This window comes from Ruegeria sp. BHSC037 (assembly GCF_059613045.1).
Genome location: NZ_JBXWRT010000007.1, coordinates 147,837 through 173,343, shown reverse-complemented (window position 1 = coordinate 173,343; position 25,507 = coordinate 147,837). Strand labels below are relative to the sequence as shown.

The 25,507-nt window shown below is 64.0% G+C and carries 28 protein-coding genes; 13 read left to right on the top strand and 15 right to left on the bottom strand.

Going from position 1 to position 25,507, the window contains the following annotated elements:
* The 6 genes from AC2FMN_RS09405 to AC2FMN_RS09380 all read right to left on the bottom strand — a co-directional run.
* A partial coding sequence (locus AC2FMN_RS09405; protein ID WP_496687660.1) for an efflux RND transporter permease subunit occupies positions 1-3,267 on the bottom strand: 3,267 nt, incomplete at its 3' end.
* Between the two features lie 4 nt (positions 3,268-3,271).
* On the bottom strand, positions 3,272-4,726 hold the full coding sequence (locus AC2FMN_RS09400; RefSeq protein WP_496687657.1) for an efflux RND transporter periplasmic adaptor subunit: 1,455 nt from the start codon (positions 4,724-4,726) through the stop codon (positions 3,272-3,274).
* 107 nt (positions 4,727-4,833) lie between these two features.
* Positions 4,834-5,376, bottom strand: a complete 543-nt coding sequence (gene moaB, locus AC2FMN_RS09395; protein WP_496684345.1) for a molybdenum cofactor biosynthesis protein B — start codon at positions 5,374-5,376, stop codon at positions 4,834-4,836.
* Positions 5,377-5,380: 4 nt separating this feature from the next.
* Positions 5,381-6,001, bottom strand: a complete 621-nt coding sequence (locus AC2FMN_RS09390) for a LysE family translocator (protein ID WP_496687654.1) — start codon at positions 5,999-6,001, stop codon at positions 5,381-5,383.
* Positions 5,998-6,597 carry a metallophosphoesterase family protein gene (locus tag AC2FMN_RS09385; RefSeq protein WP_496687652.1) on the bottom strand — a complete coding sequence of 200 codons (600 nt, stop codon included), beginning with the start codon at positions 6,595-6,597 and terminating at the stop codon, positions 5,998-6,000. Before AC2FMN_RS09385 ends, AC2FMN_RS09390 begins: the two co-directional genes overlap by 4 nt.
* Positions 6,594-7,361 carry a uracil-DNA glycosylase gene (locus AC2FMN_RS09380; RefSeq protein ID WP_496687649.1) on the bottom strand — a complete coding sequence of 256 codons (768 nt, stop codon included), beginning with the start codon at positions 7,359-7,361 and terminating at the stop codon, positions 6,594-6,596. The genes AC2FMN_RS09385 and AC2FMN_RS09380 overlap by 4 nt, the downstream gene beginning before the upstream one ends.
* A 93-nt stretch (positions 7,362-7,454) precedes the next feature.
* On the opposite strand from AC2FMN_RS09380, the gene AC2FMN_RS09375 reads away from it, so the two are divergent.
* From AC2FMN_RS09375 to AC2FMN_RS09340, 8 genes are all read left to right on the top strand, one after another.
* The gene (locus tag AC2FMN_RS09375) at positions 7,455-8,060 is read left to right on the top strand and encodes a scavenger receptor class F, member 2 (protein WP_496687646.1); all 606 of its coding nucleotides are present in this window, start codon (positions 7,455-7,457) and stop codon (positions 8,058-8,060) included.
* A gap of 65 nt (positions 8,061-8,125) precedes the next feature.
* Entirely contained in the window at positions 8,126-9,061 is a 936-nt protein-coding gene (locus AC2FMN_RS09370) for an aspartate carbamoyltransferase catalytic subunit (RefSeq protein WP_496687644.1), read from the top strand.
* Positions 9,058-9,576, top strand: a complete 519-nt coding sequence (locus AC2FMN_RS09365; RefSeq protein WP_496687641.1) for a hypothetical protein — start codon at positions 9,058-9,060, stop codon at positions 9,574-9,576. The genes AC2FMN_RS09370 and AC2FMN_RS09365 overlap by 4 nt, the downstream gene beginning before the upstream one ends.
* Positions 9,561-9,947, top strand: coding sequence for a hypothetical protein (locus tag AC2FMN_RS09360; protein ID WP_496684328.1), 387 nt, complete (start codon positions 9,561-9,563; stop codon positions 9,945-9,947). Before AC2FMN_RS09365 ends, AC2FMN_RS09360 begins: the two co-directional genes overlap by 16 nt.
* On the top strand, positions 9,944-11,224 hold the full coding sequence (gene pyrC, locus AC2FMN_RS09355; protein ID WP_496687639.1) for a dihydroorotase: 1,281 nt from the start codon (positions 9,944-9,946) through the stop codon (positions 11,222-11,224). The genes AC2FMN_RS09360 and pyrC overlap by 4 nt, the downstream gene beginning before the upstream one ends.
* A complete protein-coding gene (gene plsY, locus AC2FMN_RS09350; RefSeq protein ID WP_496687637.1) occupies positions 11,224-11,829 on the top strand; it encodes a glycerol-3-phosphate 1-O-acyltransferase PlsY in 606 nt (201 codons plus the stop codon). Before pyrC ends, plsY begins: the two co-directional genes overlap by 1 nt.
* A gap of 172 nt (positions 11,830-12,001) precedes the next feature.
* On the top strand, positions 12,002-12,475 hold the full coding sequence (locus tag AC2FMN_RS09345) for a YHS domain-containing (seleno)protein (protein ID WP_496687635.1): 474 nt from the start codon (positions 12,002-12,004) through the stop codon (positions 12,473-12,475).
* Between the two features lie 244 nt (positions 12,476-12,719).
* Positions 12,720-13,241: an outer membrane protein gene (locus AC2FMN_RS09340; protein WP_496687632.1), complete on the top strand. Its 522-nt coding sequence runs from the start codon at positions 12,720-12,722 to the stop codon at positions 13,239-13,241.
* 47 nt (positions 13,242-13,288) lie between these two features.
* On the opposite strand, the gene AC2FMN_RS09335 is transcribed toward AC2FMN_RS09340, so the two are convergent.
* Entirely contained in the window at positions 13,289-14,272 is a 984-nt protein-coding gene (locus AC2FMN_RS09335; RefSeq protein WP_496681786.1) for a quinone oxidoreductase family protein, read from the bottom strand.
* A gap of 192 nt (positions 14,273-14,464) precedes the next feature.
* Here AC2FMN_RS09335 and AC2FMN_RS09330 point away from each other — a divergent pair, with 192 nt between their 5' ends.
* The gene (locus AC2FMN_RS09330) at positions 14,465-15,322 is read left to right on the top strand and encodes a DUF2189 domain-containing protein (protein WP_496687630.1); all 858 of its coding nucleotides are present in this window, start codon (positions 14,465-14,467) and stop codon (positions 15,320-15,322) included.
* A 20-nt stretch (positions 15,323-15,342) separates the two neighbouring features.
* On the opposite strand, the gene AC2FMN_RS09325 is transcribed toward AC2FMN_RS09330, so the two are convergent.
* Together AC2FMN_RS09325 and AC2FMN_RS09320 are read right to left on the bottom strand one after the other, a co-directional pair.
* Positions 15,343-16,329 (bottom strand): NAD(P)H-quinone oxidoreductase, encoded by a 987-nt coding sequence (locus tag AC2FMN_RS09325; protein ID WP_496687627.1) that lies wholly within the window; start codon positions 16,327-16,329, stop codon positions 15,343-15,345.
* A 64-nt stretch (positions 16,330-16,393) separates the two neighbouring features.
* Positions 16,394-17,086 (bottom strand): COQ9 family protein, encoded by a 693-nt coding sequence (locus AC2FMN_RS09320; protein ID WP_496687625.1) that lies wholly within the window; start codon positions 17,084-17,086, stop codon positions 16,394-16,396.
* Between the two features lie 112 nt (positions 17,087-17,198).
* Here AC2FMN_RS09320 and rpsU point away from each other — a divergent pair, with 112 nt between their 5' ends.
* Together rpsU and AC2FMN_RS09310 are read left to right on the top strand one after the other, a co-directional pair.
* A complete protein-coding gene (gene rpsU, locus AC2FMN_RS09315) occupies positions 17,199-17,405 on the top strand; it encodes a 30S ribosomal protein S21 (RefSeq protein WP_007818122.1) in 207 nt (68 codons plus the stop codon).
* Between the two features lie 302 nt (positions 17,406-17,707).
* A complete protein-coding gene (locus AC2FMN_RS09310) occupies positions 17,708-18,862 on the top strand; it encodes a CAP domain-containing protein (RefSeq protein ID WP_496687623.1) in 1,155 nt (384 codons plus the stop codon).
* Positions 18,863-18,898: 36 nt separating this feature from the next.
* Here the strand turns inward: AC2FMN_RS09310 and ppk2 are convergent, their stop codons facing one another.
* Together ppk2 and AC2FMN_RS09300 are read right to left on the bottom strand one after the other, a co-directional pair.
* A complete protein-coding gene (gene ppk2, locus AC2FMN_RS09305) occupies positions 18,899-19,861 on the bottom strand; it encodes a polyphosphate kinase 2 (RefSeq protein WP_496681800.1) in 963 nt (320 codons plus the stop codon).
* 133 nt (positions 19,862-19,994) lie between these two features.
* Positions 19,995-20,453: an Lrp/AsnC ligand binding domain-containing protein gene (locus AC2FMN_RS09300; RefSeq protein WP_490359842.1), complete on the bottom strand. Its 459-nt coding sequence runs from the start codon at positions 20,451-20,453 to the stop codon at positions 19,995-19,997.
* 135 nt (positions 20,454-20,588) lie between these two features.
* On the opposite strand from AC2FMN_RS09300, the gene ald reads away from it, so the two are divergent.
* Entirely contained in the window at positions 20,589-21,707 is a 1,119-nt protein-coding gene (gene ald, locus AC2FMN_RS09295) for an alanine dehydrogenase (protein ID WP_496687620.1), read from the top strand.
* A gap of 99 nt (positions 21,708-21,806) precedes the next feature.
* Here ald and AC2FMN_RS09290 read toward each other — a convergent pair whose 3' ends face one another.
* The 4 genes from AC2FMN_RS09290 to AC2FMN_RS09275 all read right to left on the bottom strand — a co-directional run bounded on the left by AC2FMN_RS09290 (position 21,807) and on the right by AC2FMN_RS09275 (position 24,532).
* Positions 21,807-22,613, bottom strand: a complete 807-nt coding sequence (locus tag AC2FMN_RS09290) for a mechanosensitive ion channel family protein (RefSeq protein WP_496687618.1) — start codon at positions 22,611-22,613, stop codon at positions 21,807-21,809.
* Positions 22,614-22,670: 57 nt separating this feature from the next.
* Positions 22,671-23,099 carry a large conductance mechanosensitive channel protein MscL gene (gene mscL / locus AC2FMN_RS09285; RefSeq protein ID WP_496687616.1) on the bottom strand — a complete coding sequence of 143 codons (429 nt, stop codon included), beginning with the start codon at positions 23,097-23,099 and terminating at the stop codon, positions 22,671-22,673.
* 261 nt (positions 23,100-23,360) lie between these two features.
* Positions 23,361-23,810: a YtoQ family protein gene (locus AC2FMN_RS09280; RefSeq protein WP_005979113.1), complete on the bottom strand. Its 450-nt coding sequence runs from the start codon at positions 23,808-23,810 to the stop codon at positions 23,361-23,363.
* A gap of 89 nt (positions 23,811-23,899) precedes the next feature.
* Positions 23,900-24,532: a class I SAM-dependent methyltransferase gene (locus AC2FMN_RS09275; RefSeq protein ID WP_496687614.1), complete on the bottom strand. Its 633-nt coding sequence runs from the start codon at positions 24,530-24,532 to the stop codon at positions 23,900-23,902.
* A gap of 84 nt (positions 24,533-24,616) precedes the next feature.
* Here AC2FMN_RS09275 and AC2FMN_RS09270 point away from each other — a divergent pair, with 84 nt between their 5' ends.
* Positions 24,617-25,501 carry a LysR family transcriptional regulator gene (locus AC2FMN_RS09270; RefSeq protein ID WP_496687612.1) on the top strand — a complete coding sequence of 295 codons (885 nt, stop codon included), beginning with the start codon at positions 24,617-24,619 and terminating at the stop codon, positions 25,499-25,501.
* Positions 25,502-25,507: the final 6 nt, after the last annotated feature.

The window sequence follows — 25,507 nt, the reverse complement described above, 5'->3', positions numbered from 1 at the left end:
GTAAAAGCCCGCGACAACCCCGGCCGGGGCGCCCGCAACCAACGGCCAGACCATCGTGACCATCATCCACATCAGCATCGCGGCACCGGTACCCATGGCCGAGGCGCGCACCACCCGGTCCGGCGCGCGCAGCGCCCTGCGCATCGCGGTCATGGGGCGGGCAACGTCATTCAGTATGGCCAGCAACGCCGGCACCAGCAACAGAACCAGAACCATGCCGAACGCCAGCCCATAGACCAGCGTGATCACCGTCGGCTTGAGGAACTGAGCCTGTTGCGACCCTTCGTACAGCAGTGGGGTCAGCCCCAGAACCGTAGTCAGCGTGGTCAGCATCACGGGCCGCAGACGGTCGGCCGTGCCTTCGATGATCGACGGCACCAGCCCGCGCTCCTGCCGGTATTGGTCGATGGTCGTGACCAGCACGATCGAGTCGTTGATGATGATCCCGGTCATGCCCAGCAACCCCACCACAGTGAACATGCTGAGCGGAACATCCCAGATGTAGTGACCCCAGATCGTGCCCACCAGGCCGAAGGGGATGATCGACATCACCACCAGCGGTCGGGTCCAGCTGGCGAAGACCCAGGCCAGCACAAGGTAGATCCCGGTCAGGCACAGGATCAGCCCGGTTCGGGCCTCGGCCAGGAATTCGTTTTCCTGCTCGCTCAGGCCGGCCATGCGCCAGTCGACCTGTTTGTCGGCGGCGATCTTCGGTAGAATCTCGTCGTGCATGGCGCGGGCGATTTCCGCAGCGCGGGCCGGGTCATCCTCGGAGATGTCGCCCTTGACCGTCACCACCCGCAGCCCGTTTTCCCGGCGTACCGTCGAGAACCCCGACTTGCGCTGAACCGAAACGATGTCGGCCAACGGCACATAGACACCCTCGGGCGAACGCATCAGGGTGCGTTCCAGAAAATCGGCCGTCAGTTCGCCTTCTGGCAACTCGACCCGGATCTCGGCACTGCGGGGTCCGTCAGGGAAGGTCGCGGCCTCGATCCCGTTCAGGCGGTTGCGCAGCACCCGGCCCAGGGTCTCGATGCGAAAGCCCAGCGCCTCGCCCTGGGCCGTCAGGTCCAGAACGAACTCTTCCTTGTCATAGGCCAGGTTGTCTTCAAGCGCCGAAACCTCGGGGTATTTCGACAGCTCGGCTTGCAGCGCCTCGGACGCAGCCTTCAGCGTGCTCACGTCGGCGCCATAGAACTGTACGTCGATCGCATCGCCCCCTGGACCCGAACGCCAGCCCCGGAAGCTGAGCAACTCGACCTTTGGGTGGCGCGGCGCGAATTCCTGCAGCTCGCCCACGAATTCGAAACTGGAATAGGGGCGCAGGTCGGCGTCGATCAATTCGATCGAGATGCCACCCAGCAGATCGCTGTCCTTGCCCTGCGCGGCCGACAGGCCATAGCCGGCGCTGCCGCCGACCTCGGCCAGGACATAATCGATGGGGTTGCGGCCATGGCGTTCTTCGTAGATCCGGCCCAGTTCCTCGGTCGCGCGCTGCAGCATGTGCATCATTTCCAAGGTATCCGCGCGGGTGGCGCCCTCGGCCATGATGAAATTGCCGGTGACCGAGCCGCGCTCGGGGGCGTTGAAGAACCGCCAGGTCACGTCGCCCCGGATGAACAGCGCGATCTGGCTGGCCAAGATGGCGACCATCAGCGCCACCACCACATAACGCGCCCAGATGGCCCAGGCGACCAGCGGGCGGAACAGATGGTCGCGCACCCAGCGAAAGCCCCGGTTCACCACCCGGTTGGGCCAGTCGTACCAGTGTTCCTTCGCTGAATGCGCAATGGCGTGGGACATGTGGTTGGGCAGGATCAGAAAGCATTCGACCAGCGAGGCGGCCAGCACCGCGATCACGGTAAAGGGAATGTCGCGGATCAGCTCGCCGAACCGGCCGCCGATAACGGTCAGGCCGAAAAAGGCGATCACCGTCGTGACGGTGGCGGCAAGGACTGGCATCGCCATGTGCCGGGCCGCGCGTTCAGCGGCAACCACCGGTGGCTCGCCCAGGCGGCGGGCGCGGAAATCGGCATGTTCGCCCACGACGATCGCGTCATCGACCACGATGCCCAGCGTGATGATCAACCCGAACAACGAGACCATGTTGATCGACAGCCCGCCGATATACATCAAGGCGATGGCGGCCGACATGGCCACCGGAATGCCTGCGGCCACCCAGAAGGCAATGCGGGCGTTCAGGAACAGAAACAGCAGGCCCACCACCAAGCCCAGCCCCATCAGGCCGTTGTCGATCAGGATGTCCAGCCGGTCGGTGATGGCCTGCGCGCGGGTGCGGATCAGGTCGATCGTGATGCCTTCGGGCAGGGTGGCCTGCATCTCGGCTACCACGTCTTCGACCGTGTGCTGAATGCCGATCGCGTCGCCCAGGTTCGACCGGTCCACGCGGATCGACATGGCCGGGTTCTCGCCCACGAAATAGCTGCGGTTACGGGTCACCCCCTCGAGCCGGATTCGCGCCACGTCGCGCACCACCAGCTTGGACCCATCGGGATAGTTGCGCAGCACGATGCCCTCGATCTGTTCGGGGCTGCGCTTTTCGATCCCGGTGCGGATCCGGGCATTGGCCCCAGACACATCGCCCGCGGGGTTGACGGTGACTTCGGCGGCAATGGCGGCGGCGATCTCGGACATCGTGATGTCGCGGGCGATCAACTGCGCGGTGGGAACCTCGACCACGATGCGGGGTGCGGCCAGCCCCCGGATCGTGGTACGGGTCACGCCGGCCGCGAACAGACGGTTGATCAACTCGTCCGTCAGCCGGGCCAGCTGCTCGGCCTCAACGGGGCCGGTGATGACCACATCCGTCACCCGATCGCTCCACGCTGACCGCCGGATCGAGGGCTCTTCGGCGTCCTCGGGCAGGTTGGTGACGCTGTCGATGGCGGTGCGCACGTCTTCGATCGCGCGGGCCATGTCCCAGTTCGGTTCGAATTCCAGGGCGATGTTCGCGGTTCCCTCGCGCGAAGTCGCTTCGGTGGTGGCGACGCCATCGATCCCCTTCAGCGCGGGTTCAAGGATCTGGACGATGCCACTGTCCATGTCCTCGGGACCGGCGCCGTCCCATTCGACGTCGATTTCCACCCATTGCATCACGACATCGGGAAAGAACTGCGCCCGCATGTTCGGGGCCGCGGCCGCCCCAAGGACCAGCATCACCACCAGCAAAAGGTTGGCCACGGTCCGGTGCCGGGTGAAATAGCTCAGCAGGCCGCCGGCTGCGTCCGGGATCCCGCGCATCATCGCGCTAGCCCCCCGTCCGGGTTTCCAGGCGCTGCACCAGTGACGCAGGCACCTTCGAGGCGGCCAACTGATTCAGCACCCGGGTCTTGACCTCTTGCGGCATACGCTCACTGGCCTCGACTTGGGCCACCAGCCGCGCGCGCTGTTCGTCGCTCAGCTCGACCATGTCGGGGTCGGCGGCCGCGCTGTCCTCGATGCGGACGGGGCGCACCCGGACACCGGCGCCTAGCAGCGGCGTGCGCGCCACCACCACTTCGCGCCCGGCAAGGCCCGCCCCGCGCAACAGAACCGCGTCACCCTGTCGGCGCACCAGCTCGACGGGTAGAACCGCAAGGCGGTCCTCGCCCTCGAGCACAAGCACCGTGCCCTGCGCATCCAGCGCCGAGGCCGGCAGGCGCACCACGTTTTCCAACGGCTGTTCCTGCACCGAGACGGTGACGAAATCGCCCGGCTTGAACCCCGTCGTCTGATCCAGCCGCGCAAAGATCAAACGCCCGGTCTGGCCTTCGCCAGCCGAACCGCTGTCACGGCTGATGCGTCCGGTGGCGACCAGATCGGTCCCCGTCACCTCGAGCGAGACCGTGACCGGCGCCGTGATCAGCGCGCCCCGCTCGTCCAGCAGGCGCACATATTGCGCGGTCGACACCCGGAACGCGACCTCGAGCGCCTGCGGATCCACCAGTTCGGCCAGCTTTTCGTTCGCGGTCACCAGCCCGCCCTCGACCAGAGACACACCCGAAAGCGTGCCGTCGAACCCGGCCCGGATCGTCATGTCATCGACATCGCGTTCGGCCGAGTCCAAGGCGATCTGGGCGCGCGCCAGCAGCGTGGTCGCCTGATCGACCCGCGACTCGGCCTGGGCCAGCGCGATCCGGCGCGACAGAACCGTCTGGCGGGCCGAGGCGGCAGCCAGTTCCGCCTCTTCGACGCTGGCCGTTGCCCCGACCCCGCGCTCCAGCAGATCCTTCTGGCGTTGCAAGGCCCGTTCGCGCAGGTCGGATTGCGCCTGCGCGGCGCGCAGTTCGTCCTGCGCCAAAAGCAGCGCGCGTTCCGCGTCGCGCTGTTCGAACTGCGCATCAAGCAGATCCGATCGCGCCCGTTCAAGCACGGCCAACGCATCGGCGGGGTCCAGTTGCACCAGAACCTCGCCGGCGCGGACTTCGCCACCCTCTTCGAAATTCTCCGCCAGGCTGATCACGCGCCCGCCAAGCGCAGCCCGCAACTCCAGCCGGCGGCGGCTCTGGACCTGTCCAAAAGCCTCGAGATACGGGGTGGCCGTCGTCACCTCGGCCTTCTGGACGGTGACGGCAAACACCCGTTCGCGCGGGGGCGGCGGGTCGGAATCGCGGGTCATCACCTCTTGCACGGCACCGGTGATCAGTTGCGCGGCCACCAGCAGCAACGCCAACATCAGCGACGCCAGAAAGATACCGACAAGGCTTTGCCGCAGAAATCGCATCGATCATTCACTCCGGTCGCAGCAGGCTGCCATGCACACGAACGTAGCCTGACAGCAAAAAATGCCAAGCCACAAGGCAGTTAACCCACCTGAAACGCACGACCAGTCTACTTCCGTCGCAGATGTTCGTCCAATCTGGGCATGATTTCCACGAAATTGCAGGGGCGGTGGCGGTAATCCAGCTGTTTTTCGAGGATCCCGTCCCACGCATCCTTGCAGGCACCGGGGCTGCCCGGCAAGGCGAACAGATAGGTCCCACCCGCCACGCCGCCCGTGGCCCGCGACTGCACCGCCGAGGTGCCTATCTTTTCCATCGAGATCAGGGTGAAAACGGTTCCGAAGGCCTCGATTTCCTTTTCGTAGACATCGCGGTGCGCCTCGACCGTTACGTCGCGCCCGGTCAGCCCCGTTCCGCCGGTCGAGATGACCACGTCGATCCGGGGGTCGGCGACCCAGGCGCGCAGCTGGTCGGCGATCTGGTCGCGTTCGTCCCGGATGATCTTGCGGTCGGCCAGGATGTGACCGGCGCGTTCGATCCGGTCGACCAGCGTCTGGCCCGACCGGTCCTCGGCCATGGACCGGGTGTCCGACACGGTCAGAACGGCGATGCGGACAGGGATGAACTCGATCGTTTCGTCGATGCGGGACATGGGTTCAGGTCCTTTCCATGACGGTCAGCCGCACCGCGAGCGCCGTGAAGACGCCGCCGCTGACCCAGCCCAGAATGCGCGAGGTGCGCGGGCTGGAGACCAGCACCCGCCCGGCCCCGCCGGCAAAGGCCCCGACTAGGCCGTTTACCACCAGCCCACCGACGGCGATGATCGCGCCCAACGTCAGGAACTGCAGCAGGACCGACCCGCTGTCGGGCGAGACGAATTGCGGGATGAAGGCCAGCACGAACAGGATCACCTTGGGGTTGGTCAGGTTCACCAGCATCCCGTCGCGAAAGGCGAAACGCGTGGGTCGGGCCGGTGTCTCGGCCAAGATCGCCCCGTTGCGGATCGCGCCCCAGGCCAGATACAGCAGATACCCGACGCCCATCCAGCGGATCACGTCGAACAACCATGGCAGCGCCGCAACCGCCGCGCCCAGGCCCAGCCCGGCCAGCAGAACATGCACCATCAGACCCGCCGACACCCCGGCGCTGGCCACGACCGCCAGGCGCGCGCCCGAACGCAGACCCTGCCCAAAACAGAACATCATGTCGGCCCCGGGCGTGAGGTTCAGCGCCAGGGCCGCCGGAACGAATGCCAGCAGCGTGGTGGCTTCAATCATGTCTCGACCTCGAACCAGTTGACCTTGGGGCCCAGGTTGGCCACCTGCGTGCGGCCGATCCTGCCGCGTGCGCCCCAGCTGTCGTGGATATGCCCGCAAAAGTTGAATTCGGGCTGAATCCGTTCGATTGCATCGCGCACCGCGACCGAGCCGACGGACAGTCCCTGCGATGTGACATCCCCGCAGGATTTAGGCGGCGAATGGGTGATCAGGATATGGGCCCCGTCGCAGCGGTTCAGCAGTTCTTCGGCCTCGGCCTCGGTCAGATCGCAGGACCAGTCTCCGAAGGGCGTGACCGGCACGCCATAGCCCAGCCCGAACAGTTCAACGCCGTCCAACGTCATGCCCGACCCGTGCAGCACATGCACGCCGTCCGGCGCGGCCCGGGCCAGTTCCTCGGCGCTTTCGGCATTGCCGGGCACCAGAACCATTGGCGCCGAGATGCCCGACAGCATCTCCATCGCCTGATCCAGCCCTTGCCGCCCGTTGCAGTAATCTCCAGCCCCGATCACCAGATCCGTGTCCGCGCTGGCCGCTACCAGTTCGGCCGCCCTGTTGCGGGCCAAGTGCAGGTCGGAAAAGGCCAGTATCTTCATCTATTGCCCTCCAGAAACGCGCGCAGTTCCAACAGATCGGCCCAGGCCTGACGCTTGGCATGGGGTTGGCGCAACAGATAGGCCGGGTGCAGCATCGGCAGGACCGGCAGGTTCAGCGCCTGATCCCACTGACCGCGCAGCCGCGTGATGCCGCGTTTGCCCAGTACTGCCTGACAGCTGATGTTGCCCATCACCACCAGAACCTTCGGCTTGGCCAGGGCTACGTGCCGCTCCAGAAACGGCTGCATCATGGCAATCTCGTCCGGCCGAGGGTCCCTGTTTTGCGGCGGGCGCCAAGGCAGGACATTGGTGATGTAGACGTTTTGGGCGCGGTCCATATCGATCGCGGCCAGCATCCGATCCAGCAACTGCCCGGCGCGGCCGACGAATGGCTTGCCCACGCGGTCCTCATCACGGCCCGGAGCCTCGCCGACGATCATGACAGGCGCACCGGCGGTGCCGTCGGCAAAGACCAGGTGCCGCGCGCCGCGCTTCAGGTCGCAATGAGCGAACGCCTCCATCGCCGCGCGCAGTTGATCCAGAGACGATGCGGCCGCAGCCGACTTTTTCGCCTCGGCCACCGGGTCCAGCGCAACCGGCTTCTGCGGCGCGGCCTGAGGCGTAGCAGGTTTCCGCGCCTTGGGCGTCGTGTCCGGCAGGGCATAGCGATCGATCGGGGTGTCGACGATCGCGTCGGTCACACCCAGTTCGACCTGCCATTCCAGCAGGGCGCGCGCGGTAAAAGGATCAAGGGCCGATTCCATGCTCATCAATCTAACCAGCTTTGCGAGAAGGGAAAGCGAATTGGCCTTGCCTTGACCCGTTGCCCGACCGACCATGGCCCTGTCATGGTCCGAATGCTGAAACTCCTGTTGATTGCCCTGTTCGTCCTGCCGACAGGCACGGCCTTGGCCCAGTCGTTTCTCGATGATCGCGGACAATGCCGCGCGGGCCAGTTCCAGTGCGGTCTGAAATGCTGCTCGGTCGGCCAACGCTGCAGCTTTGACGGGTTCTGCATTCAGGCCGGGGGCACCTATTGCGGCGGCGGGCGGTCCTGCGGACCGTTCGAGAAATGCGTGGCCGGGGGCACCCGATGTGCACCGGCAGGGGCGAACAAATGCGCCTCGCGGCTGGATTGCCCGGGCGGGACCTTTTGCAACGGGCGCGGCGAATGCGAGCGCAGTTCGCCAGACTTCGACCCCTCACCGAAACCGGCAATGCCCTGCGACGACGGGCGGACCTGCGCACCCGGCTCGACCTGCCTGCCCGGCGGAGGTTGCACCCGCCCCGGCTGGTACCTGTGCGAAGAGACCGGATCGCAGTGCCGCACCGGGTTCAAATGCTCGGCCAATCAAGGCTGCGTGCCCAGAAAGGCCGTCGATTGCGGATACGGCAAGTGGTGCAAACCCGGCGAGCGGTGCCTGCCCGAAGGCGGATGCGAGAAACTACCCGATGGGGACTGAGTCCAGTTGCCCCGACGCGCTGCGCTTTCTATAAGCGGCGCTACTGTCAGACAGGAGCCCGGCCCATGCGTTTCGCCCATCGTCACCTACTTGGCATCGAGCATCTGTCCCAATCCGACATCACCGCCATTCTGGACCTGGCCGAAAAATACGTCGATCTAAACCGGCAATCGGCCAAGCACTCGGACGTTCTGGCGGGGCTGACCCAGATCAACATGTTCTTCGAAAACTCGACCCGCACGCAGGCCAGTTTCGAACTTGCGGGCAAGCGTCTGGGCGCGGATGTGATGAACATGGCGATGCAGGCCAGCTCGATCAAAAAGGGCGAGACCCTGATCGACACGGCGATGACGCTGAACGCGATGCATCCCGACCTGCTGGTGGTGCGGCATCCGCATTCGGGCGCGGTGGATCTGCTGGCCCAGAAGGTCAACTGCGCGGTGCTGAACGCCGGTGACGGGCGGCACGAACACCCAACGCAGGCGCTGCTGGATGCGCTGACCATACGCCGGGCCAAGGGGCGGCTGCACCGGTTGAACGTGGCGATCTGCGGGGATGTCGCCCATTCCCGCGTGGCGCGGTCAAACCTGATCCTGCTGGGCAAGATGGAAAACCGCATCCGCCTGATCGGCCCACCGACGCTGGTGCCCGCGCAATTCGCCGAATTCGGGGCCGAGATCTATGACGACATGACCAAGGGCCTGCGCGACGTGGACGTTGTGATGATGCTGCGCCTTCAGAAAGAGCGGATGGATGGTGGGTTCATCCCGTCGGAACGGGAATACTATCACCGCTATGGCCTGGACGCCGCCAAGCTGGCGCTGGCCAAGCCGGACGCCATCGTGATGCATCCCGGCCCGATGAACCGCGGCGTCGAAATCGACGGGACGCTGGCCGATGACATCAACCGCTCGGTCATCCAGGAACAGGTCGAGATGGGCGTCGCCGTGCGCATGGCCGCGATGGAACTGCTGGCCCGCAACTTAAAGGAGGCGGCATGAGCGATCTGACCCTATCCGCTGGCGAGCGCGGCGTGATCCGCCTGTTCGCGCTGGACATGCGCCCCGAAGAGGCGAAGTTCCTGCGCGAACCCGGCGCGGCGGATCAGGTCCTTGGGGTCTCGGGGCTGGACCCCGAGCAGATCGACGTCTTTCCGGTGTCCGACCTCGAGGATCTGGGCCTCTACGGCTATCTCAGCGAGGGCTGCGGCGTCTCCGAGGGCCAGCTGGACCGGGCCAAGCTGGAGTCGGTCGACGGCTGGGTTCTGGTGCTGCGCAGCGCCGCTCTGGGTGGGCGCGCGGTCACATTGGACCCCGACCCGCGCCTGCGCCTGATCGGCCTTTACACCGAAGAGGCCACGAACTGGACCGGCGGCACTATCGCGACCGAAAGCGCGAGGCCGTACTCGGCCGCGCCGAACCCGGTTTCGAGCGAGCAACCCCGCCAGACGGGATCGGCCATACTTGCCCTGATCATACTGCTGGTCATCGGAGGTGCTCTGTGGCTGATCCTGTGATCTTTGCGCCGGACAAGGGCGCCTATGTCCGCACCAACGCCTGGCTGGCCGCGGGCGCGATGGCGGGCGCGATGTTCGTGCTGTGGCTGATCGGCAATCCCTATGTCTGGACCGGCGCCCCGGCCGGTCTGGCGGCGGTGGGCGTCCGGGCGTGGTACCTGGCGTCGGAGGAACTGGCGACCAACTGGCAGATGACCAACACCACCCTGACCGGCCCCGGCGGACGCAGCGTGCCGCTGAAGCAGATCGCGGCCGTGAATATCATGGGCAGCTTCGTGCAGATCGTCACCAAGGGCGGCGACAAGCACCTGATCAAGTACCAGACCGACCCGGCCGCCACCAAAGCTGCGATTGAAAGGGCAATGGCATGACCAACCTGATCTTCACCAACGCCCGCCTTATCGACCCCGAAGCCGGAACCGACGCGCTGGGCTGGCTGCACGTGGCCGATGGACGGATCGTGGTCAGCGGGGGCGGTTCGGCGCCCGCAGCGGACGCGCAGATGATCGATTGCGGCGGTCAGTGTCTGGCCCCCGGCATCGTCGATATCGGCGTCAAGGTCTGCGAGCCGGGCGAGCGACACAAGGAAAGCTACAAATCCGCGGGCCTTGCCGCCGCGGCCGGTGGCGTGACCACAATGGTCACCCGACCCGACACCCTGCCTGCGATCGACACGCCGGAAACGCTCGAATTCGTCACCCGCCGCGCCCAGGCTGACACGCCCGTCAACGTGCTGCCCATGGCCGCCCTGACCAAGGGCCGCGACGGGCGCGAAATGACCGAGATCGGGTTTCTGATGGATGCGGGTGCGGTGGCCTTTACCGACTGCGACCATGTGGTGGCCGATACCAAGGTGTTTTCCCGCGCGCTGACCTATGCCAAGGCCTGCGGCGCGGTGGTCATCGCCCACCCGCAGGACCCTGGCCTGAGCCGCGGGGCCGCCGCCACCAGCGGCAAGTTCGCCGCCTTGCGCGGTCTGCCAGCCGTTTCGCCTATGGCCGAACGCATGGGGCTGGACCGCGACATCGCCTTGCTGGAAATGACCGGCGCCGCCTATCACGCCGATCAGATCACCACGGCCCGCGCCCTGCCCGCGCTGGAGCGGGCCAAGCGCAACGGGCTGGACATCACCGCCGGCACCTCGATCCATCACCTGACACTGAACGAACTGGACGTGGCGGACTATCGCACCTTCTTCAAGGTCAAGCCGCCGCTGCGCTCCGAGGATGACCGGCAGGCGGTGATCGAGGCCGTGCGCTCCGGCCTGATCGACACGATCAGTTCGATGCACACGCCGCAGGACGAAGAAAGCAAACGGTTGCCGTTCGAAGAGGCGGCCTCGGGCGCGGTGGCGTTGGAAACCCTGCTGCCGGCTGCGCTGCGCCTGTATCATGCCGATCAACTGGACCTTCCGACCCTGTTCCGGGCCATGGCGCTGAACCCGGCGAAACGACTGGGGCTGGACTGCGGCCGCCTGAGCGCGGGCGCCCCGGCCGATCTGTTGCTGTTTAACCCGGATGTGCCCTTCGTGCTGGACCGGTTCACGCTGAAATCGAAATCGCAGAACACGCCGTTTGACGGGCAGCGGATGCAGGGTAAGGTCACCGCAACCTACGTTGCAGGCAAAGAAATCTACCGGAGACCCTGATGCCCCCTCTCGACGGCACGACGACCCAACTGATCATCTGGGCCGCGATCGGATACCTGATGGGGTCCATCCCCTTCGGTATGCTTGTCGCGCGCCTGATGGGGTTGGGCAACCTGCGCAAGATCGGATCGGGCAATATCGGCGCCACGAATGTTCTGCGCACCGGGAACAAAGCGGCGGCCGCGCTGACCCTGCTGTTCGATGCGGGCAAAGGCGCGCTGGCGGTTCTTCTGGCTCGGGTGCTGGCTGGCGAGGACGCAGCGCAGATCGCGGCGCTGTCGGCTTTTGTCGGCCATTGCTACCCGGTCTGGCTGGGCTTCAAGGGCGGCAAGGGTGTGGCCACCTTTCTGGGTCTTTGGTTGGCGCTGGACTGGCGGGTCGGCGTTGCTTGCTGCCTGACTTGGCTGGTGGCGGCGATGATCTGGCGGATTTCATCCATCGGTGCCCTTGCGGCGGCGGCGCTGTCGACCATCTGGATCACCCTGCTGACCAACGGCGCCACCTTTGCCCTTGGCGCGGTGCTGACGCTGTTGATCTACTGGCGGCACCGTGAAAACCTGGCCCGCATCAAGGCCGGAACCGAACCCAAAATCGGCAAATCCTAGCGCCGTCTGCCCGTCCACGGCCCAATCACGTTTGATTGCTTTGAACGTGATCGGCGCCTTTCCCACCTGAGGTGTCGTGACACCCGATCACCGGGCGCACGATACGCAATTTCGGAGCCGGAACACCCGCGCGTGGACATGCCGGGCTGGCCCGATCAGGAAAGGTGGAACCATGAACAAGATCAAATCCCTGTTGGGCGGCGTGGCGCTGTCGGTCGCAATAGCAAGCTCGGCCCTGGCGGCCGGGGTCGAAATCAACGCCTCGTCGACCGGTCTGGCCATGCAGGGCTATGACCCGGTGGCCTATTTCACCGAAGGTGAGGCGACCAAGGGCAGCTACAAGATCACGGCCCTGCACAATGACGCGCTGTACCGCTTCGCGACCGAGGAACACAAGGCAGCCTTCGAGGCCAACCCCGAGGCATATCTGCCGGCCTATGGCGGCTATTGCGCATTCGGGGCCGCGATGGGCTTCAAGTTCGACGGGGATCCGACCTATTGGAAGATCGTCGACAACAAGCTGTACCTGAACCTGTCGGAAGACATCCAGCAACGCTGGGAAGGTGACATTCCCGGCTTTATCGAAAAAGCCAGCGCAAACTGGGAAACCATCGCCGACAAGGATCCGGCCGCACTGCAGCAATAATCCGCTGACACCCCGGCGGCAGTTCGCCTCTGCCGCCGGGCGTTGCTTGAAAGCCGTGTGCGCAGGTCCATTTGTTTTCAATGAAGCCAGCACATTTCTTCCCCAAAAGGGGGCGTCATATGGCCCGAGCGTCGGACCAGATTGATCCACGGCCGGCGACCGGCCGTATACGATTTCACGGACCGCCGGCGACCTGTGGCCGCGGCACATCATTTGACTGAAAGGAACGAAGATGACGGGAAAATTGGCACTTCTTTCTACGGTTGCGACCTTGGCTGCCAGCACCGCGATGGCGCAATCCTCGGGCGATTGGACCGGTTTCTACGGCGGCGCGCAGATCGGCTATGCCGATATTGGCACCAGCCTGTCCGGGGTCGATGGCGACGGCGTGATCGGCGGTATCATCCTGGGCTACGACTATGATCTGGGCGATTGGGTCGTCGGCGGCGGCTTCGACTATGACTGGTCGGATGTGGATCTGTCGGGGGCCGCGACGGTCGAGGATGTCTGGCGACTGAAAGCCCGTGCCGGCTATAAGGTTAACCCGCAGGGCCTGCTGTACGGCGTGGCCGGTTACGCCGAGGCCAGTACTGACACACTGGGCAGCGACGACGGCTGGTTCATCGGCGCAGGCTATGAACAGATCATCGTTCCGAACGTCTCGATCGCGGGCGAAATCCTGTACCACGAATTCGACAATTTCAATTCGACCGGCGTGGACGTGGACGCCACGACGTTCCAGATCCGCGCGGCCTACCGGTTCTGACCCCTCCCCCGAAATCGAAAGGCTCGGCCAGATGCGCCGGGCCTTTTTCATGGCAGCAGGATCGTGCTGCCGGTGGTCTTGCGCGCCTCGAGCGCGCGATGCGCCTCGGCCACTTCATCCAGCGCAAACCGCTGGTCGATGTGGATCTTGACCTCGGCGCCGGTGACCTTGTTGAACAACCGGCGGGCCATTGCCTGACAAACCGCGTGGTCGGCGATGTGGGTGAACAGCGTTGGGCGGGTGATCTTCAGAGATCCTTTCTTCGCCAGAATGCCGATGTCGAATAGCGGCACCGGGCCGGAGGCATTCCCGAACGAGATCATCATACCCAGCGGCTTGAGGCAGTTCAGCGACCCGTTGAACGTGTCGGCCCCGATCGAATCCATCACCACATCGACACCTTTGCCGCCGGTGATTTCGGCCACGCGGGATTCGAAATCTTCGGTGCGATAGTTGATGCAATGGGTCGCACCGTTGAACATCGCCAACCGGCACTTGTCGTCGGTACCCGCGGTCCCGATCAGCTTGATGCCTTCGGACTTGGCCCACTGACAGGCGATCAGGCCCACGCCCCCGGCAGCGGCGTGGAACAGGACCGTGTCGCCCCGCTTGAGCGGCGTGGTGCGGTGGAACAGATATTCGACCGTCAACCCCTTGAGCATCATGGCCGCCGCCGTCTCGAATGAAATCCCGCCCGGCAGCGGGCAGACTTGGGCCGCCGGCATCACCCGCGCCTCGCAATAGGCGCCCGGCGGCATGGCGGCATAGGCCGCGCGCTGGCCGGGTTGCAAATGGGTTACCCCCTCGCCCACGGCCTCGATGACGCCGGCGCCCTCCATGCCCAGCGCATGCGGCAGGTCTAGCGGATACAGGCCCGAACGTTGGTAGACATCGATGAAATTCAACCCGCAGGCATGGTGCCGGATCAGAACCTCCCCCGGCCCGGGATCGCGCAGAGGCCTGTCCTCGATCTTCAGAACCTCGGGGCCGCCGGTTTCATGGATGACTACGTTACGCGCCGATTGCTGCATGCTCACCTCCTGAAAACTGCTGCCAAGCTAACATGCCTGCGCCACAGGGCAATCACCCGATCTCGGAACAGTGAAGTGCATGACTGCCGGAATGTGGTAAATTGAAATAGGGCGTTGCCGGGCCATCCGGCCACGGGCAACCCGATGCCGGATGCATTCCGCGGCGCGTGTGGGCCAAGGAAAGGGATCAAGATGGCAAAAACGATCGGCAATCCAGTCAGTTGGGCCGCCCGCAATCTGGGTGCGACCACCGAGCATATCGCGGAAAACGTCACAGGTATCGGCAGCGCGGACACCCGGCACCTGCCGCAGGTGCGCAGGCTGACCCTGCAGGACCTGCGAGCCTGCCTGAAGGCCGGGTACGAGGATTTCAAGGCGGGCCGCGCCGACGCGATCTTCATCGTCCTGATCTATCCGATCGCCGGGCTGGTGATGTTCGGGCTTGGCATGCAGGCCGACATGGTACCGCTGCTGGCCCCGCTGATCGCGGGCTTTGCCCTGATCGGACCGGTGGCGGCCCTTGGCCTGTACGAAATCAGCCGCCGACGCGAACAGGGGTACGAGGTGCATTGGCTGGACGCGTTCGGCGTGTTCCGCTCGCCGTCACTGGACGCGATCCTGGCGCTGGGCTTCTACCTGGTGATGTTGCTGCTGGTGTGGCTGGCGGCGGCGCATGCGATCTTCTTGCACACGATGGGGCCACAAGCGCCAACGGCGCTGGGCCCGTTCCTGACGCAGGCCGTCACCACAAGCGCGGGCTGGACCATGATCCTGGCCGGTACCCTGGTGGGCTTTGGCTTTGCGCTGGTTGCGCTGGCCATCAGCGTGGTCAGCTTTCCCCTGCTGCTGGACAGGAAGGTCGGCCTGCCGGTGGCCGTCGTCACCTCGGTCCGGGTACTGCGGCGCAACCCCCGGGTCATTTTGACCTGGGGGTGCATCGTGGCCGCATTTCTGGTGCTTGGCGCGCTTCCGCTGATGCTGGGGCTGATCGTGGTGATCCCGGTTCTGGGTCACGCAACCTGGCACCTGTACCGCCGGGCCGTCGCCTGAAGCACGCGGGGCTGCCGCCCTCAGCCCGAAACCTTCAAAACGATCTTGCCGATATGGCCCGAGCTTTCCATCCGCGCATGCGCGGCCGCCGCTTCGGCCAAATCGAACTCGCTGTCCATGACCGGCGCAACCTTGCCCGCCTCCAGCAGCGGCCAGACCGCCTCGCGCAGGTCCTGCGCGATCCGGGCCTTGGCCAGGTCGCTTCGCGGACGCAGGGTGCTGCCGGTCAGGGTCAGACGCTTGACCATCATCAGGGCAAAGTTCAATTCGGCCACCGGCCCCTGCAGAAAGGCGATCTGGACCAGCCGCCCATCCTCGGCCAGCGCCTTGACGTTGCGGGGGATATAGTCGCCGCCCACCATGTCGAGGATCAGGTCGGCCCCGCCCTCGGCCCGCAGGACGGCCACGAAATCCTCGGTCTTGTAGTTTATCGCCTTTTCCGCCCCCAGCGCCACGCAGGCTGCGCATTTCTCGTCAGACCCGGCGGTGGCAAAGACCCGGGCGCCGAACGCGTTGGCCAACTGGATCGCGGTGGTGCCGATACCGCTGGAGCCGCCATGCACCAGGAACCGCTCGCCCGCCTTGAGCCCGCCGCGGGTGAAGACGTTGGACCAAACGGTAAAGAAGGTTTCGGGCAGGCAGGCGGCCTCTTTCAGGCCCATGCCGGTGGGCACCGGCAGACAATGCGCAGCGGGCGTGGCGACATATTCGGCATAGCCGCCACCGGGCAGCAGCGCGCAGACCTTGTCACCCAGGGCCAGACCCGAGACCCCCGCGCCGATGGCGACCACCTCGCCCGACGCCTCGAGCCCCGGAAGATCGCTGGCCCCCGGCGGCGGATCGTAGGCCCCGGCCCGCTGCAACGCATCAGGGCGGTTGACGCCGGCATAGGCCACTTTCAGAACCACCTGACCATGGCCGGGGTCGGGTATGGGGCGTTCGGTCAGTTGCAGAACATCCGGGCCGCCCGGCGAGGTGATCTCGACAGCGCGCATCATCTTGGTCATCGGCAAATCTCCTTTGCGCAACTGGTATCAGTCAAATCGGCAAAGGCCCAGCGGGAACAGCCGCTTACTTGCGCGGGTGCAGCATGCCCGGCAGGTCGGCGCGCATCCGGATCGGAGCCCGCACCTGGCTCGCCAGCCAGTTGGGAACGGCCAGAAACGGCTTGAGAAGCGGGTTCTTGTTCACCTGCGCCTTGAGCTTTTCGAACTGCATCACGTTTTCGATGCGACGGTCCAGAAATTCCCATGTGCGCTGATGGTCGGGGCTGTCATCGCCCAGCCAGAACAGCACGGTCGAGGAATATACCCCCGAAAGCGTCGCGCGTTTAGTGTACCAGTTCACGTCTTCGGACGTGTCGCCCAGCGCATCCCAGATCAGGTCACAGGTGCCCCAGACCGCCTTGGCGCCGTCACCGGCGTACATGGGCAGGGAAAACAGGGCCACGCCCCGGCGCACGGCCTCTTTGTCGGGAACCGCCTGCAGGCGGAACCGAACCGCCGCCGCGATCCGGTCGCGAAACTTCAGATCGCTCAGATCCTCGGATTTCAGCCGTTCCAGCATCGCCGCATCGCCCCGGTCGTGAAAGGCCAAGGCCAGATCGACCGCACCGCGCGGACAGATCGCGCGCGCCAGCCCCTCGTCCAGGCCACAGTCGGCAATCGCCGCGCGAAAACTGGTGTCCGACCATCCGTCAAAGGGCACATGGGTCAGGATGGCGTCCAGCAACTGCTGCTTGGCGTCTTCATAGATCACGGTCATGGCGGCTCTCCAACTGTCTGGCATAGTACTAGACAAGTTAGGTCCGCTTTGCTATACGGCCAATTCCTGCAATTTCCTTGCAACTCGAACTTAGAAAGGTGGTGACAACCACATGCAGGTTAGTGTTCGCGACAACAATGTCGATCAGGCGCTCCGTGCCCTGAAGAAAAAGCTGCAGCGCGAAGGCGTGTTCCGTGAAATGAAGCTGAGGCAGCATTTCGAGAAACCGTCCGAGAAAAAAGCGCGCGAGAAAGCTGAAGCGATCCGCCGTGCCCGCAAACTGGCACGCAAGAAAGCCCAGCGCGAAGGTCTGCTCTGAGCAAACCTCCTCCAGCTTTGGATGACACTATTGACGACCCCCGAGGCCTTGCCCGGGGGTTTGTCGTTTGCGATTGCCGAATCTGACCGCATTCCTTGTCATGCCCGGTGCAACAGCCGGGCAACGCGCATAGGCAGATTGCCGCACATTGCCGCGCATGTCTGAGTGGTGATCTGCCCAGCGGCGATTTCAGCAGGCTTTCTGCGTTCCATCGTCAAATTGTCGCCACTATGGTCCGGCCAGAATAGGCCCGAGTCACTGGAGACGGAACTTTGTCAGTCGCGAGCAACCTTGAACGGCAGATGCTGGACCTCATCAATGCCGAACGCAGCAGTCGAGGCCTTGCTCCTGTCCAACTCGAGCTGCGCCTGAATGACGCGGCCGAAGACCACAGCCGCTGGATGCTGCATGTGGACCAGTTCAGCCACACCGGCGCCGGCGGGTCGGACCCGTGGGACAGGATGGCCAGCGCCGGGTTTTCGTTTTCGGGCAGTTGGCGCGCGACCGAAAATATTGCATGGCAAAGCGTGCGCGGAGCCCCCGGGCTGAGCGACGACGTGCAGGACCTGCATACCGCCTTGATGAACAGCCCCGGACATAGGGCGAATATTCTGGACCCCAATGTCACGGTTGTCGGAATCGGCATCGAACTGGGCAAGTACCTGCACAATGGCGTCAACTATGACGCGGTCATGGTGACGCAAAATTTTGCGCGCACCGCGGCGCCTGTCCAACTGGATACCGGTACCGCCCCAACACCGCCCGCCCCGACGGACCCACAGCGTCAGATCGTCGCCGCGGGGACGGTGGGCAGCGACGGCGACGACTGGCTGGTTCTGCAAGCCGGAGATTCCGGACGCATCGATGGCGGCGCCGGCGACGACATAGTGATCGGGCAATCCGGGCGCGATGTCCTGATTGGGCGCAACGGGGCGGACACGCTGAACGGGCGTGGCGGCAACGACCTGATCGCGGGCGGATTCGGCGACGACCGGATCAACGGCGGCGACGGCAATGACGTGCTCAAAGGACACGGCGACAACGACCGGCTGGTCGGCGCGGCCGGCACCGATCGCCTGCTGGGTGGCGGCGGGAATGACCTTCTGCATGGCGGCGCGGGCAATGATCTGCTGCTCGGCGCGACCGGAGACGACCGGCTGGTCGGAAGCAGTGGCAATGACAGGCTGGTCGGCGGCGGAGGGGCTAACACCCTGGTCGGCGGTGGCGGAGCCGATCAGTTCGTCTTTTCCAGCGGCATCGACCGGGTCATCGATTTTGGCGCCGCCGATCTTGTCGATCTGCGCGGCAGCGACGCAATCGCCAACTATGCCGATCTTATGAACAACCACGCCGTTCAGTCAGGCAACGACGTGATGATCGACGATGGTCTGGGCCACCAGATGATATTGGAAGACATCCTTCTGGCCGACCTCGGACGCGGCGATTTCCTGTTTTGATCCCGTGAGAGGCGCGCCCCGGATCGGGGCGGTCCATCAATAGATTTTGGGCACGTACAACTCGTCGGGCAGCACACGGCGCTCGTATTCGGGGTTGTATTTGCGGTCGGGCAGCGTGACCTTTTCGTGCGGGACGTCCTCATAGGGGATCTTGGTCAGAATGTGCTCCATGCAGTTCAGGCGCTCGCGCTTCTTGTCGTTGCCTTCGACGATGTACCAGGGCGCCTCGGGGATGTTGGTACGGAACAGCATGTCCTCCTTGGCCTTGGTATAGTCCTCCCAGCGGATGCGCGATTCGAGGTCCATCGGCGACAGTTTCCATTGCTTCATCGGGTCGTGGATCCGCATCAGGAACCGCAGCTGCTGTTCCTCGTCGGTGATCGAGAACCAATATTTCAGCAGGATGATGCCGGACCGGACCAGCATGCGCTCGAATTCCGGAACGTCCTGAAAGAACTGTTCCACCTGGTCTTCAGTGGCAAAGCCCATCACCCGCTCGACCCCGGCGCGGTTGTACCAGGACCGGTCGAACAGCACGATCTCGCCCGCGGCCGGCAGGTGCGGCACATAGCGCTGGAAATACCATTGGCTCTGTTCGCGCCGGCTGGGGGCCGGCAGCGCGACGACCCGTGCGACGCGGGGGTTCAGGCGCTGGGTGATTCGCTTGATCACACCCCCCTTGCCCGCCGCATCGCGGCCTTCGAACAGAATGCAGACCTTGGCGCCGGTATGCTGAACCCAGTCTTGTACCTTGATCAGCTCGGCCTGAAGGCGCAGCAGGTTGCGAAAATAGACCCGGCGATCCAGCATGTCGGGGTGCTGCTCGCGGTAGATCTTGCGCACCTCCATCGACAGCATCGGCTCGCTGAACTCGATCTCGATATCCTCGTCCAGCGTGTCCTGAAGCTCGGCCTCCAGCCAGTCGGGGGTGTCGTCGTCGGCGTCGCGGCCGTTTTCATTCTGGTCGGCCAACGGGGTTTGTTGTTCTTCTTCGGCCATTGGGCTGCTCCTTGTCTTTCGTGGCTGCGGGTCTTAGCCATCCCGTGTAACCGGGACATGACGCGGCGACCGCTACCGCCGGACCCCGATCTTGGCCCGGCCGCCCGGCGGATACAACCGCCGCCGGCCGCGCTTAGACCGGCAAAGCCGTGGTCTTGAACACCGTTCGCAACGCGAACGAACTTTGCATCTGCGCCACGCCCGGCAACCGAGACAGATACTGGCGGTGGATGCGCGCGAAATCCTCGGTGTTTTCGGCCACGACCTTCAGCACATAGTCGGCGGTTCCTGCCATCAGGTGGCACTCCAGCACGTCGGGGATGCGCCGCACCGCCTTCTCGAAAGCCTCCAGAACCTCTTCCGCCTGACCCTGCAGGGTGATTTCGACGAACACGGTCGTCGGAACGCCCAGCTTGCGCGCGTCCAGCAGGGCGACATAGTCGCGGATATAGCCGTCGGCCTCCAGCCGCTGCACCCGACGGTGACAGGCCGAGGGCGACAGGTTGACCTGTTCGGACAGTTCCGCATTCGACATCCGCCCCTTGCGCTGCAGAGCAGCCAGAATCTTTCGGTCGGTCGCATCCAGGCTCATTAACGCACTTTCTTTGCAAGTTTGTCTAAGTCTATCGAATATTGTCCCGCATTTTAGTTCGAATGCGCATCGAGTTTCACAAAAATTGCGCCACAAACTGCACATAATTTGTGCAGCTTGTGAACGGAGAGCCCAATGAAAATCGGTTGCCCAAAAGAAATCAAACCGCAGGAGTTCCGCGTCGGCATGACCCCGAACGCCGCGCAGGAGGCCGTCGCGCGCGGGCATGAGGTCATCATCGAACGCGGCGCCGGCCTGGGGGCGGGGTTTGACGACGATGCCTATGTCGCCGCCGGTGCCCGCATCGTGGACACTGCCGCCGAGGTCTTCGCCACCGCCGAGATGATCGTCAAGGTCAAGGAACCCCAGGCGGTCGAACGCAAGATGCTGCGCGAAGGCCAGGTGCTCTTCACCTATCTGCACCTCGCCCCCGACCCCGAACAGACCAAGGATCTGCTGGCGTCGGGCTGCACCGCGATCGCCTATGAAACCGTGACCGATGCCAATGGCGGGCTGCCTCTCTTGGCGCCGATGTCCGAAGTCGCCGGGCGCCTGGCCCCGCAGGTCGGCGCGTGGACGCTGCAAAAGGCCAATGGCGGGCGCGGCGTGTTGATGGGCGGCGTGCCCGGCGTGGGGCCGGCCAAGGTCGTGGTGATCGGCGGCGGGGTGGTCGGCACCCACGCGGCCCGCATCGCTGCCGGGATGGGCGCGGATGTCACGGTTCTGGACCGCTCGCTGCCGCGGCTGCGGTATCTGGACGATGTGTTCCGCGGCCAGTTCAAGAACCAGTACTCGACCGCCGGCGCCACGGCCGAGCTGATCCGCGATGCCGACATGGTGATCGGCGCGGTTCTGATTCCGGGCGCGGCCGCGCCGAAGCTGATCAGCCGCGCTCAGCTGTCGACCATGAAGCCCGGCGCGGTTCTTGTGGACGTGGCCATCGACCAGGGCGGGTGTTTCGAAACATCGAAACCCACCACCCATGCCGACCCGATTTACGAGGTCGACGGCATCATGCACTACTGCGTGGCCAACATGCCGGGCGCGGTCGCCCGCACCTCGACCATCGCCCTTGGCAACGCAACCATGCCCTTCATGCTGGCGCTGGCCGACAAAGGCTGGCGGCAGGCCTGCCAGGACGACCCGCACCTGCTGGCCGGGCTGAACGTCCATGCCGGGCAGTTGACCTACTACGCCGTCGGCAAGGCGCTGGGGATCGACGTGGTTTCCCCGTCGGTCGTGATCAAGGGCTGATCCCGCCTCGGCCAGAAACAACGGCGCCGCGCGTTTCGCGCGGCGCCACGCCCAACCGAAACAGGGCATTTCCAATGCCCGACTGACGGGCGGGAGCGCTCAGCCCTCTTTGTGGATCTCCACCGAATGCGGATAGGGGATCGAGATGCCCTTGGCATCAAACGCCTCTTTCACCGCCTTGGTCAGATCGAACTTGACGTCCCAATAGTCGGCGGCGGCACACCACAGGCGCGCGGTCAGATCGACCGAGCTGTCGCCCAGGTTGGTCACCCGCACCCAGGGATCGGGGTCGGCATGAACGCGGCCATCCGCCTTTGCGACATCCAGAATGATCTTCATCGCCTCGTCGGCGCTGTCGCCATAGTCGATCCCGAACACCAGGTCGACGCGCCGCGTGTCATGGGCCGAGTAGTTGGTGATGATCGACCCCCAGGCCTGACCGTTCGGCACGATGATCTGAACGTTGTCCGGCGTCACCAGTTCGGTGGTGAACAGGTTCAGGTCTTTCACCGTTCCCGCCGTCCCGCCGATATCGACAAACTGACCCAGCTTGTAAGGCCGGAACACGACCAGCATCACACCGGCGGCAAGATCGCTGAGCGTACCTTGCAGCGCAAGACCGATCGCCAGCGAGGCGGCGCCCAGAATGGCCACGATGCTGGTTGCCTGAATGCCGAAGATGCCAAGGACGGCGACCAGCACAATGGCCAAGATCACCCATTTGACCGTACTGGCGGCGAAATTCCCAAGGGTCGGATCTATCTGCGGGGTCCGGTTGATACGATTTCGGACAACGCCCGAAATCGACCCCGCCGCGATCCACCCCAAAACCAGAACGATCAGCGCCTTGCCCGCGCTGATCATCAACGGCCACGCCTGGCCCGCCATATCCATTGCTTGATCCATCCGCCCCATCCCCTTTGTTTCGGAACGGCAACCCCGAACGGGTTGCCGTAAACGTACTTATTTCTTCAAAGCGTCGCGGATCTCCATGAGAATATCCAACTCGCTGGGACCTGCCGGCGCCTCTTCCGCTGCCTCTTCCTGTTTCGCAGCGGCATCCTTGACCCGGTTTACCATCTTGACCAGAAGGAAGACCACCCAGGCGATGATCAAAAAGTTGATGACCGCCATGATGAACGCTCCATAGGCAAAGACCGAAGCGCCGGTTTCCCTCGCGGCCGCGAGGCTGGCACCTTCCGGAACATCGCCGGCCAGAACGGCATAGTTGTTGGTAAAGTCGACGCCACCCGTGAACAGCCCGATGAGCGGGTTGATCAGATCGCCGACCAGCGATGTGACGATTGCGGTAAAGGCTGCCCCGATGATGATACCGACAGCCATATCCATGACATTGCCTTTGGCAATGAATGATTTGAATTCCTCGAGCATTTCGTCCCCGTGCGTTTCAATTCGCGCATATACGCATCATTCGATATCTCTTTTCCACGAACCTTGTGCAGTATTTCATGGGAAACAGCACAAACTTTTCCCCAAAATGCATCTTTTGGGCATCGTTCATGCCTGGGGCGCACGGCCGAATTGCAGAACCAAAAAATCCTCCGGACCGAGATGCAGCCCGGGCTGCCGACTGTCGCCGCGGCCAGCCTGTAAAAATACCGAACACGTGTCGGGCTGCAGCCTCTGTTCCGGTCAACCGGGCAGCTTCCCGGTCAGAACATATCGCAGGATCTCGACCACCTGGCGCGGCTCTTCGGCCACCGCCAACGCGGCAGCATCGACCTCTTTCAGCGCATGCTGATGTTCGGGGCCGTGCAGCACGATGATCGACTTGCCCAAGGCGGCAGCATAGCCCGCATCAAAAGCCGCGTTCCACTGTTTGTACTTGTCCCCGAACCGCACCACGACGACATCGGCATCGGCGATCCCCTTGCGGGTTCGGATCGCGTTGACCATCGCGCCTTTGTGGTCGTGCCAGTACTTGTTCGGCTCGGCCCCCAGAATGGCGACTCCGCAATCGTCGCTGGCCGCATGATCGGTCACTGGGCTGTTGAACGTGACGTCCAGCCCTTGCGCGCCTTCGATGATCTGTTCGCGCCAATCCGTGTGGATCTCGCCCGACAGGTAGACATTCAATCCCATTGCAGCCTCCTCATTTTGCTTCTGGCCCTGTTTACTGCCCAATCCCGCAAAGCCCAACGCGGAAGTTGCCTGCCGATGCGGCGCTGGCTTCACAGCTTGCGGGCCACCAGATAGCGCGAGGGCGGTTTCGCCGGGAAATTCCCGCTTTCGATGATCTCGAACCCGGCCCTTTCAATGGTCGTTTCCAGCGTCTTGATGTCGAACTGGCTGACGAATGGCGCCTTGCCCAAAAGCTGCATGACCGGCAGCAGCAGCTTCAGCAAGCCGAACTTGAACCCCAAACCACCTTGGGCAAGACACGGCGTTTTTGAAATGAACAGGCCGCCGGGTTTCAACACCTCATGAACCCCGGCCAGCGTCGCGTCGAGATCCCGGATCAGGTGTAGAAGATTGAACGCCATTACCACATCAAAAGTCCCATTCGGGGGGCGGTTCGCGTCTGCCTCGACAAAGACGACGTTTTCGATCTGCTCCTCTTGGGCCAGCCTCTGACCCACGGCCAACATGCCTGGAGAGACATCGCTCGCCGTGATCGTAGCCGCATGGCGGGACAGCCGGAGCGCGGTGCGCCCCGTTCCGCAGCCCAGTTCCAGCACCTGATCGGTCGGCTTCAAATAGGACACCGTGCGTTGCAACGTGTGCTCGTAGGCCTCCATGTCCCGGATCGGGGATTTCGCGTATTTCTCGGCGATACCATCCCAGAATTTGGCTGTGGCGGTCATGTCGGCTCTCCTTTGAGCGCAAGGTAGTGATACGCGTTTCAAAGGTGAATTGCCGAAATTCGCAGAATCTTTATACATTCATGCATGGATGATCCGCGCAAATTCGACTGGAACCATATCCGCGCCTTTCTGGCCACGGCCGAGACCGGCTCGCTTTCGGCGGCGGCACGACGATTGGACCAGACACAACCGACCCTCAGCCGCCAGATCGCCGCGCTTGAATCCGACCTGGGCGTGATGCTGTTCGAACGGGTCGGCCGGTCACTTCAGATCACCACCGCCGGGATCGAGCTGTTGGAGCACACACGGACCATGGGCGCAGCTGCAGATCGCATTGCGCTGGCGGCGTCCGGTCAGGCGCAGTCGATCGAGGGGCAGGTGCGGATCACCGCAAGCGACGTGATGTCGGCCTATATCTTGCCGGATCTGCTGCGCAAGATCCGCGCGCAGGCTCCGAAACTGCGGATCGACGTGATCGCCGCGAACGACATCCGCGATCTGATGCGGCGCGAGGCGGATATCGCCATCCGCCATGTCCGCCCCGACCAGCCAGACCTGATCGCAAAACTGGTACAAGAGGCTGACGGGCATTTCTATGCCGCCTCCGCCTACCTGAACCGCGCTGGACGTCCCAAATCACTGTCAGACTTGTCCCGGCACGAGTTCATCAGTTTCGGCGACACAGCCCAGATGATCGCCTATTTCGAACCGATCGGCCTGCACCTCACGGAAGAAAACTTCCGGCTGGGGTCACAGAACGGCATCGTCGCGTGGGAGTTTGCCCGGCAGGGTTTCGGCATCGCGCCCATGTCCGTGTCGGTGGGAGATGTCACACCGGGTATGGAGCGTGTGCTTCCCGACATGGAGCCGCTGCGGTTCCCGATCTGGCTGACCACCCATCGCGAACTGCATACAAGCCGCCGCATCCGGCTGGTCTTTGACCTTCTGGCGGAGTTCTTCGCAAAATGAAACACG

Bases quoted from the DNA above. Each gene is read 5' to 3' on its own strand.
- AC2FMN_RS09365 (WP_496687641.1), top strand. From the start codon at position 9,058: ATGAGCGATCTGACCCTATCCGCTGGCGAGCGCGGCGTGATCCGCCTG.
- AC2FMN_RS09345 (WP_496687635.1), top strand. From the start codon at position 12,002: ATGAACAAGATCAAATCCCTGTTGGGCGGCGTGGCGCTGTCGGTCGCA.
- mscL (WP_496687616.1), bottom strand. From the start codon at position 23,099: ATGCTCGAGGAATTCAAATCATTCATTGCCAAAGGCAATGTCATGGAT.
- AC2FMN_RS09380 (WP_496687649.1), bottom strand. From the start codon at position 7,361: ATGGAATCGGCCCTTGATCCTTTTACCGCGCGCGCCCTGCTGGAATGG.
- rpsU (WP_007818122.1), top strand. From the start codon at position 17,199: ATGCAGGTTAGTGTTCGCGACAACAATGTCGATCAGGCGCTCCGTGCC.
- AC2FMN_RS09390 (WP_496687654.1), bottom strand. From the start codon at position 6,001: ATGATTGAAGCCACCACGCTGCTGGCATTCGTTCCGGCGGCCCTGGCG.
- moaB (WP_496684345.1), bottom strand. From the start codon at position 5,376: ATGTCCCGCATCGACGAAACGATCGAGTTCATCCCTGTCCGCATCGCC.
- AC2FMN_RS09300 (WP_490359842.1), bottom strand. From the start codon at position 20,453: ATGAGCCTGGATGCGACCGACCGAAAGATTCTGGCTGCTCTGCAGCGC.
- AC2FMN_RS09330 (WP_496687630.1), top strand. From the start codon at position 14,465: ATGGCAAAAACGATCGGCAATCCAGTCAGTTGGGCCGCCCGCAATCTG.
- AC2FMN_RS09325 (WP_496687627.1), bottom strand. From the start codon at position 16,329: ATGACCAAGATGATGCGCGCTGTCGAGATCACCTCGCCGGGCGGCCCG.
- ppk2 (WP_496681800.1), bottom strand. From the start codon at position 19,861: ATGGCCGAAGAAGAACAACAAACCCCGTTGGCCGACCAGAATGAAAAC.
- AC2FMN_RS09375 (WP_496687646.1), top strand. From the start codon at position 7,455: ATGCTGAAACTCCTGTTGATTGCCCTGTTCGTCCTGCCGACAGGCACG.
- AC2FMN_RS09400 (WP_496687657.1), bottom strand. From the start codon at position 4,726: ATGCGATTTCTGCGGCAAAGCCTTGTCGGTATCTTTCTGGCGTCGCTG.
- AC2FMN_RS09280 (WP_005979113.1), bottom strand. From the start codon at position 23,810: ATGGGATTGAATGTCTACCTGTCGGGCGAGATCCACACGGATTGGCGC.
- AC2FMN_RS09290 (WP_496687618.1), bottom strand. From the start codon at position 22,613: ATGGATCAAGCAATGGATATGGCGGGCCAGGCGTGGCCGTTGATGATC.
- AC2FMN_RS09370 (WP_496687644.1), top strand. From the start codon at position 8,126: ATGCGTTTCGCCCATCGTCACCTACTTGGCATCGAGCATCTGTCCCAA.
- plsY (WP_496687637.1), top strand. From the start codon at position 11,224: ATGCCCCCTCTCGACGGCACGACGACCCAACTGATCATCTGGGCCGCG.
- AC2FMN_RS09335 (WP_496681786.1), bottom strand. From the start codon at position 14,272: ATGCAGCAATCGGCGCGTAACGTAGTCATCCATGAAACCGGCGGCCCC.
- AC2FMN_RS09275 (WP_496687614.1), bottom strand. From the start codon at position 24,532: ATGACCGCCACAGCCAAATTCTGGGATGGTATCGCCGAGAAATACGCG.
- AC2FMN_RS09310 (WP_496687623.1), top strand. From the start codon at position 17,708: ATGCTGGACCTCATCAATGCCGAACGCAGCAGTCGAGGCCTTGCTCCT.
- AC2FMN_RS09270 (WP_496687612.1), top strand. From the start codon at position 24,617: ATGGATGATCCGCGCAAATTCGACTGGAACCATATCCGCGCCTTTCTG.
- AC2FMN_RS09385 (WP_496687652.1), bottom strand. From the start codon at position 6,597: ATGAAGATACTGGCCTTTTCCGACCTGCACTTGGCCCGCAACAGGGCG.
- AC2FMN_RS09320 (WP_496687625.1), bottom strand. From the start codon at position 17,086: ATGACCGTGATCTATGAAGACGCCAAGCAGCAGTTGCTGGACGCCATC.
- ald (WP_496687620.1), top strand. From the start codon at position 20,589: ATGAAAATCGGTTGCCCAAAAGAAATCAAACCGCAGGAGTTCCGCGTC.
- pyrC (WP_496687639.1), top strand. From the start codon at position 9,944: ATGACCAACCTGATCTTCACCAACGCCCGCCTTATCGACCCCGAAGCC.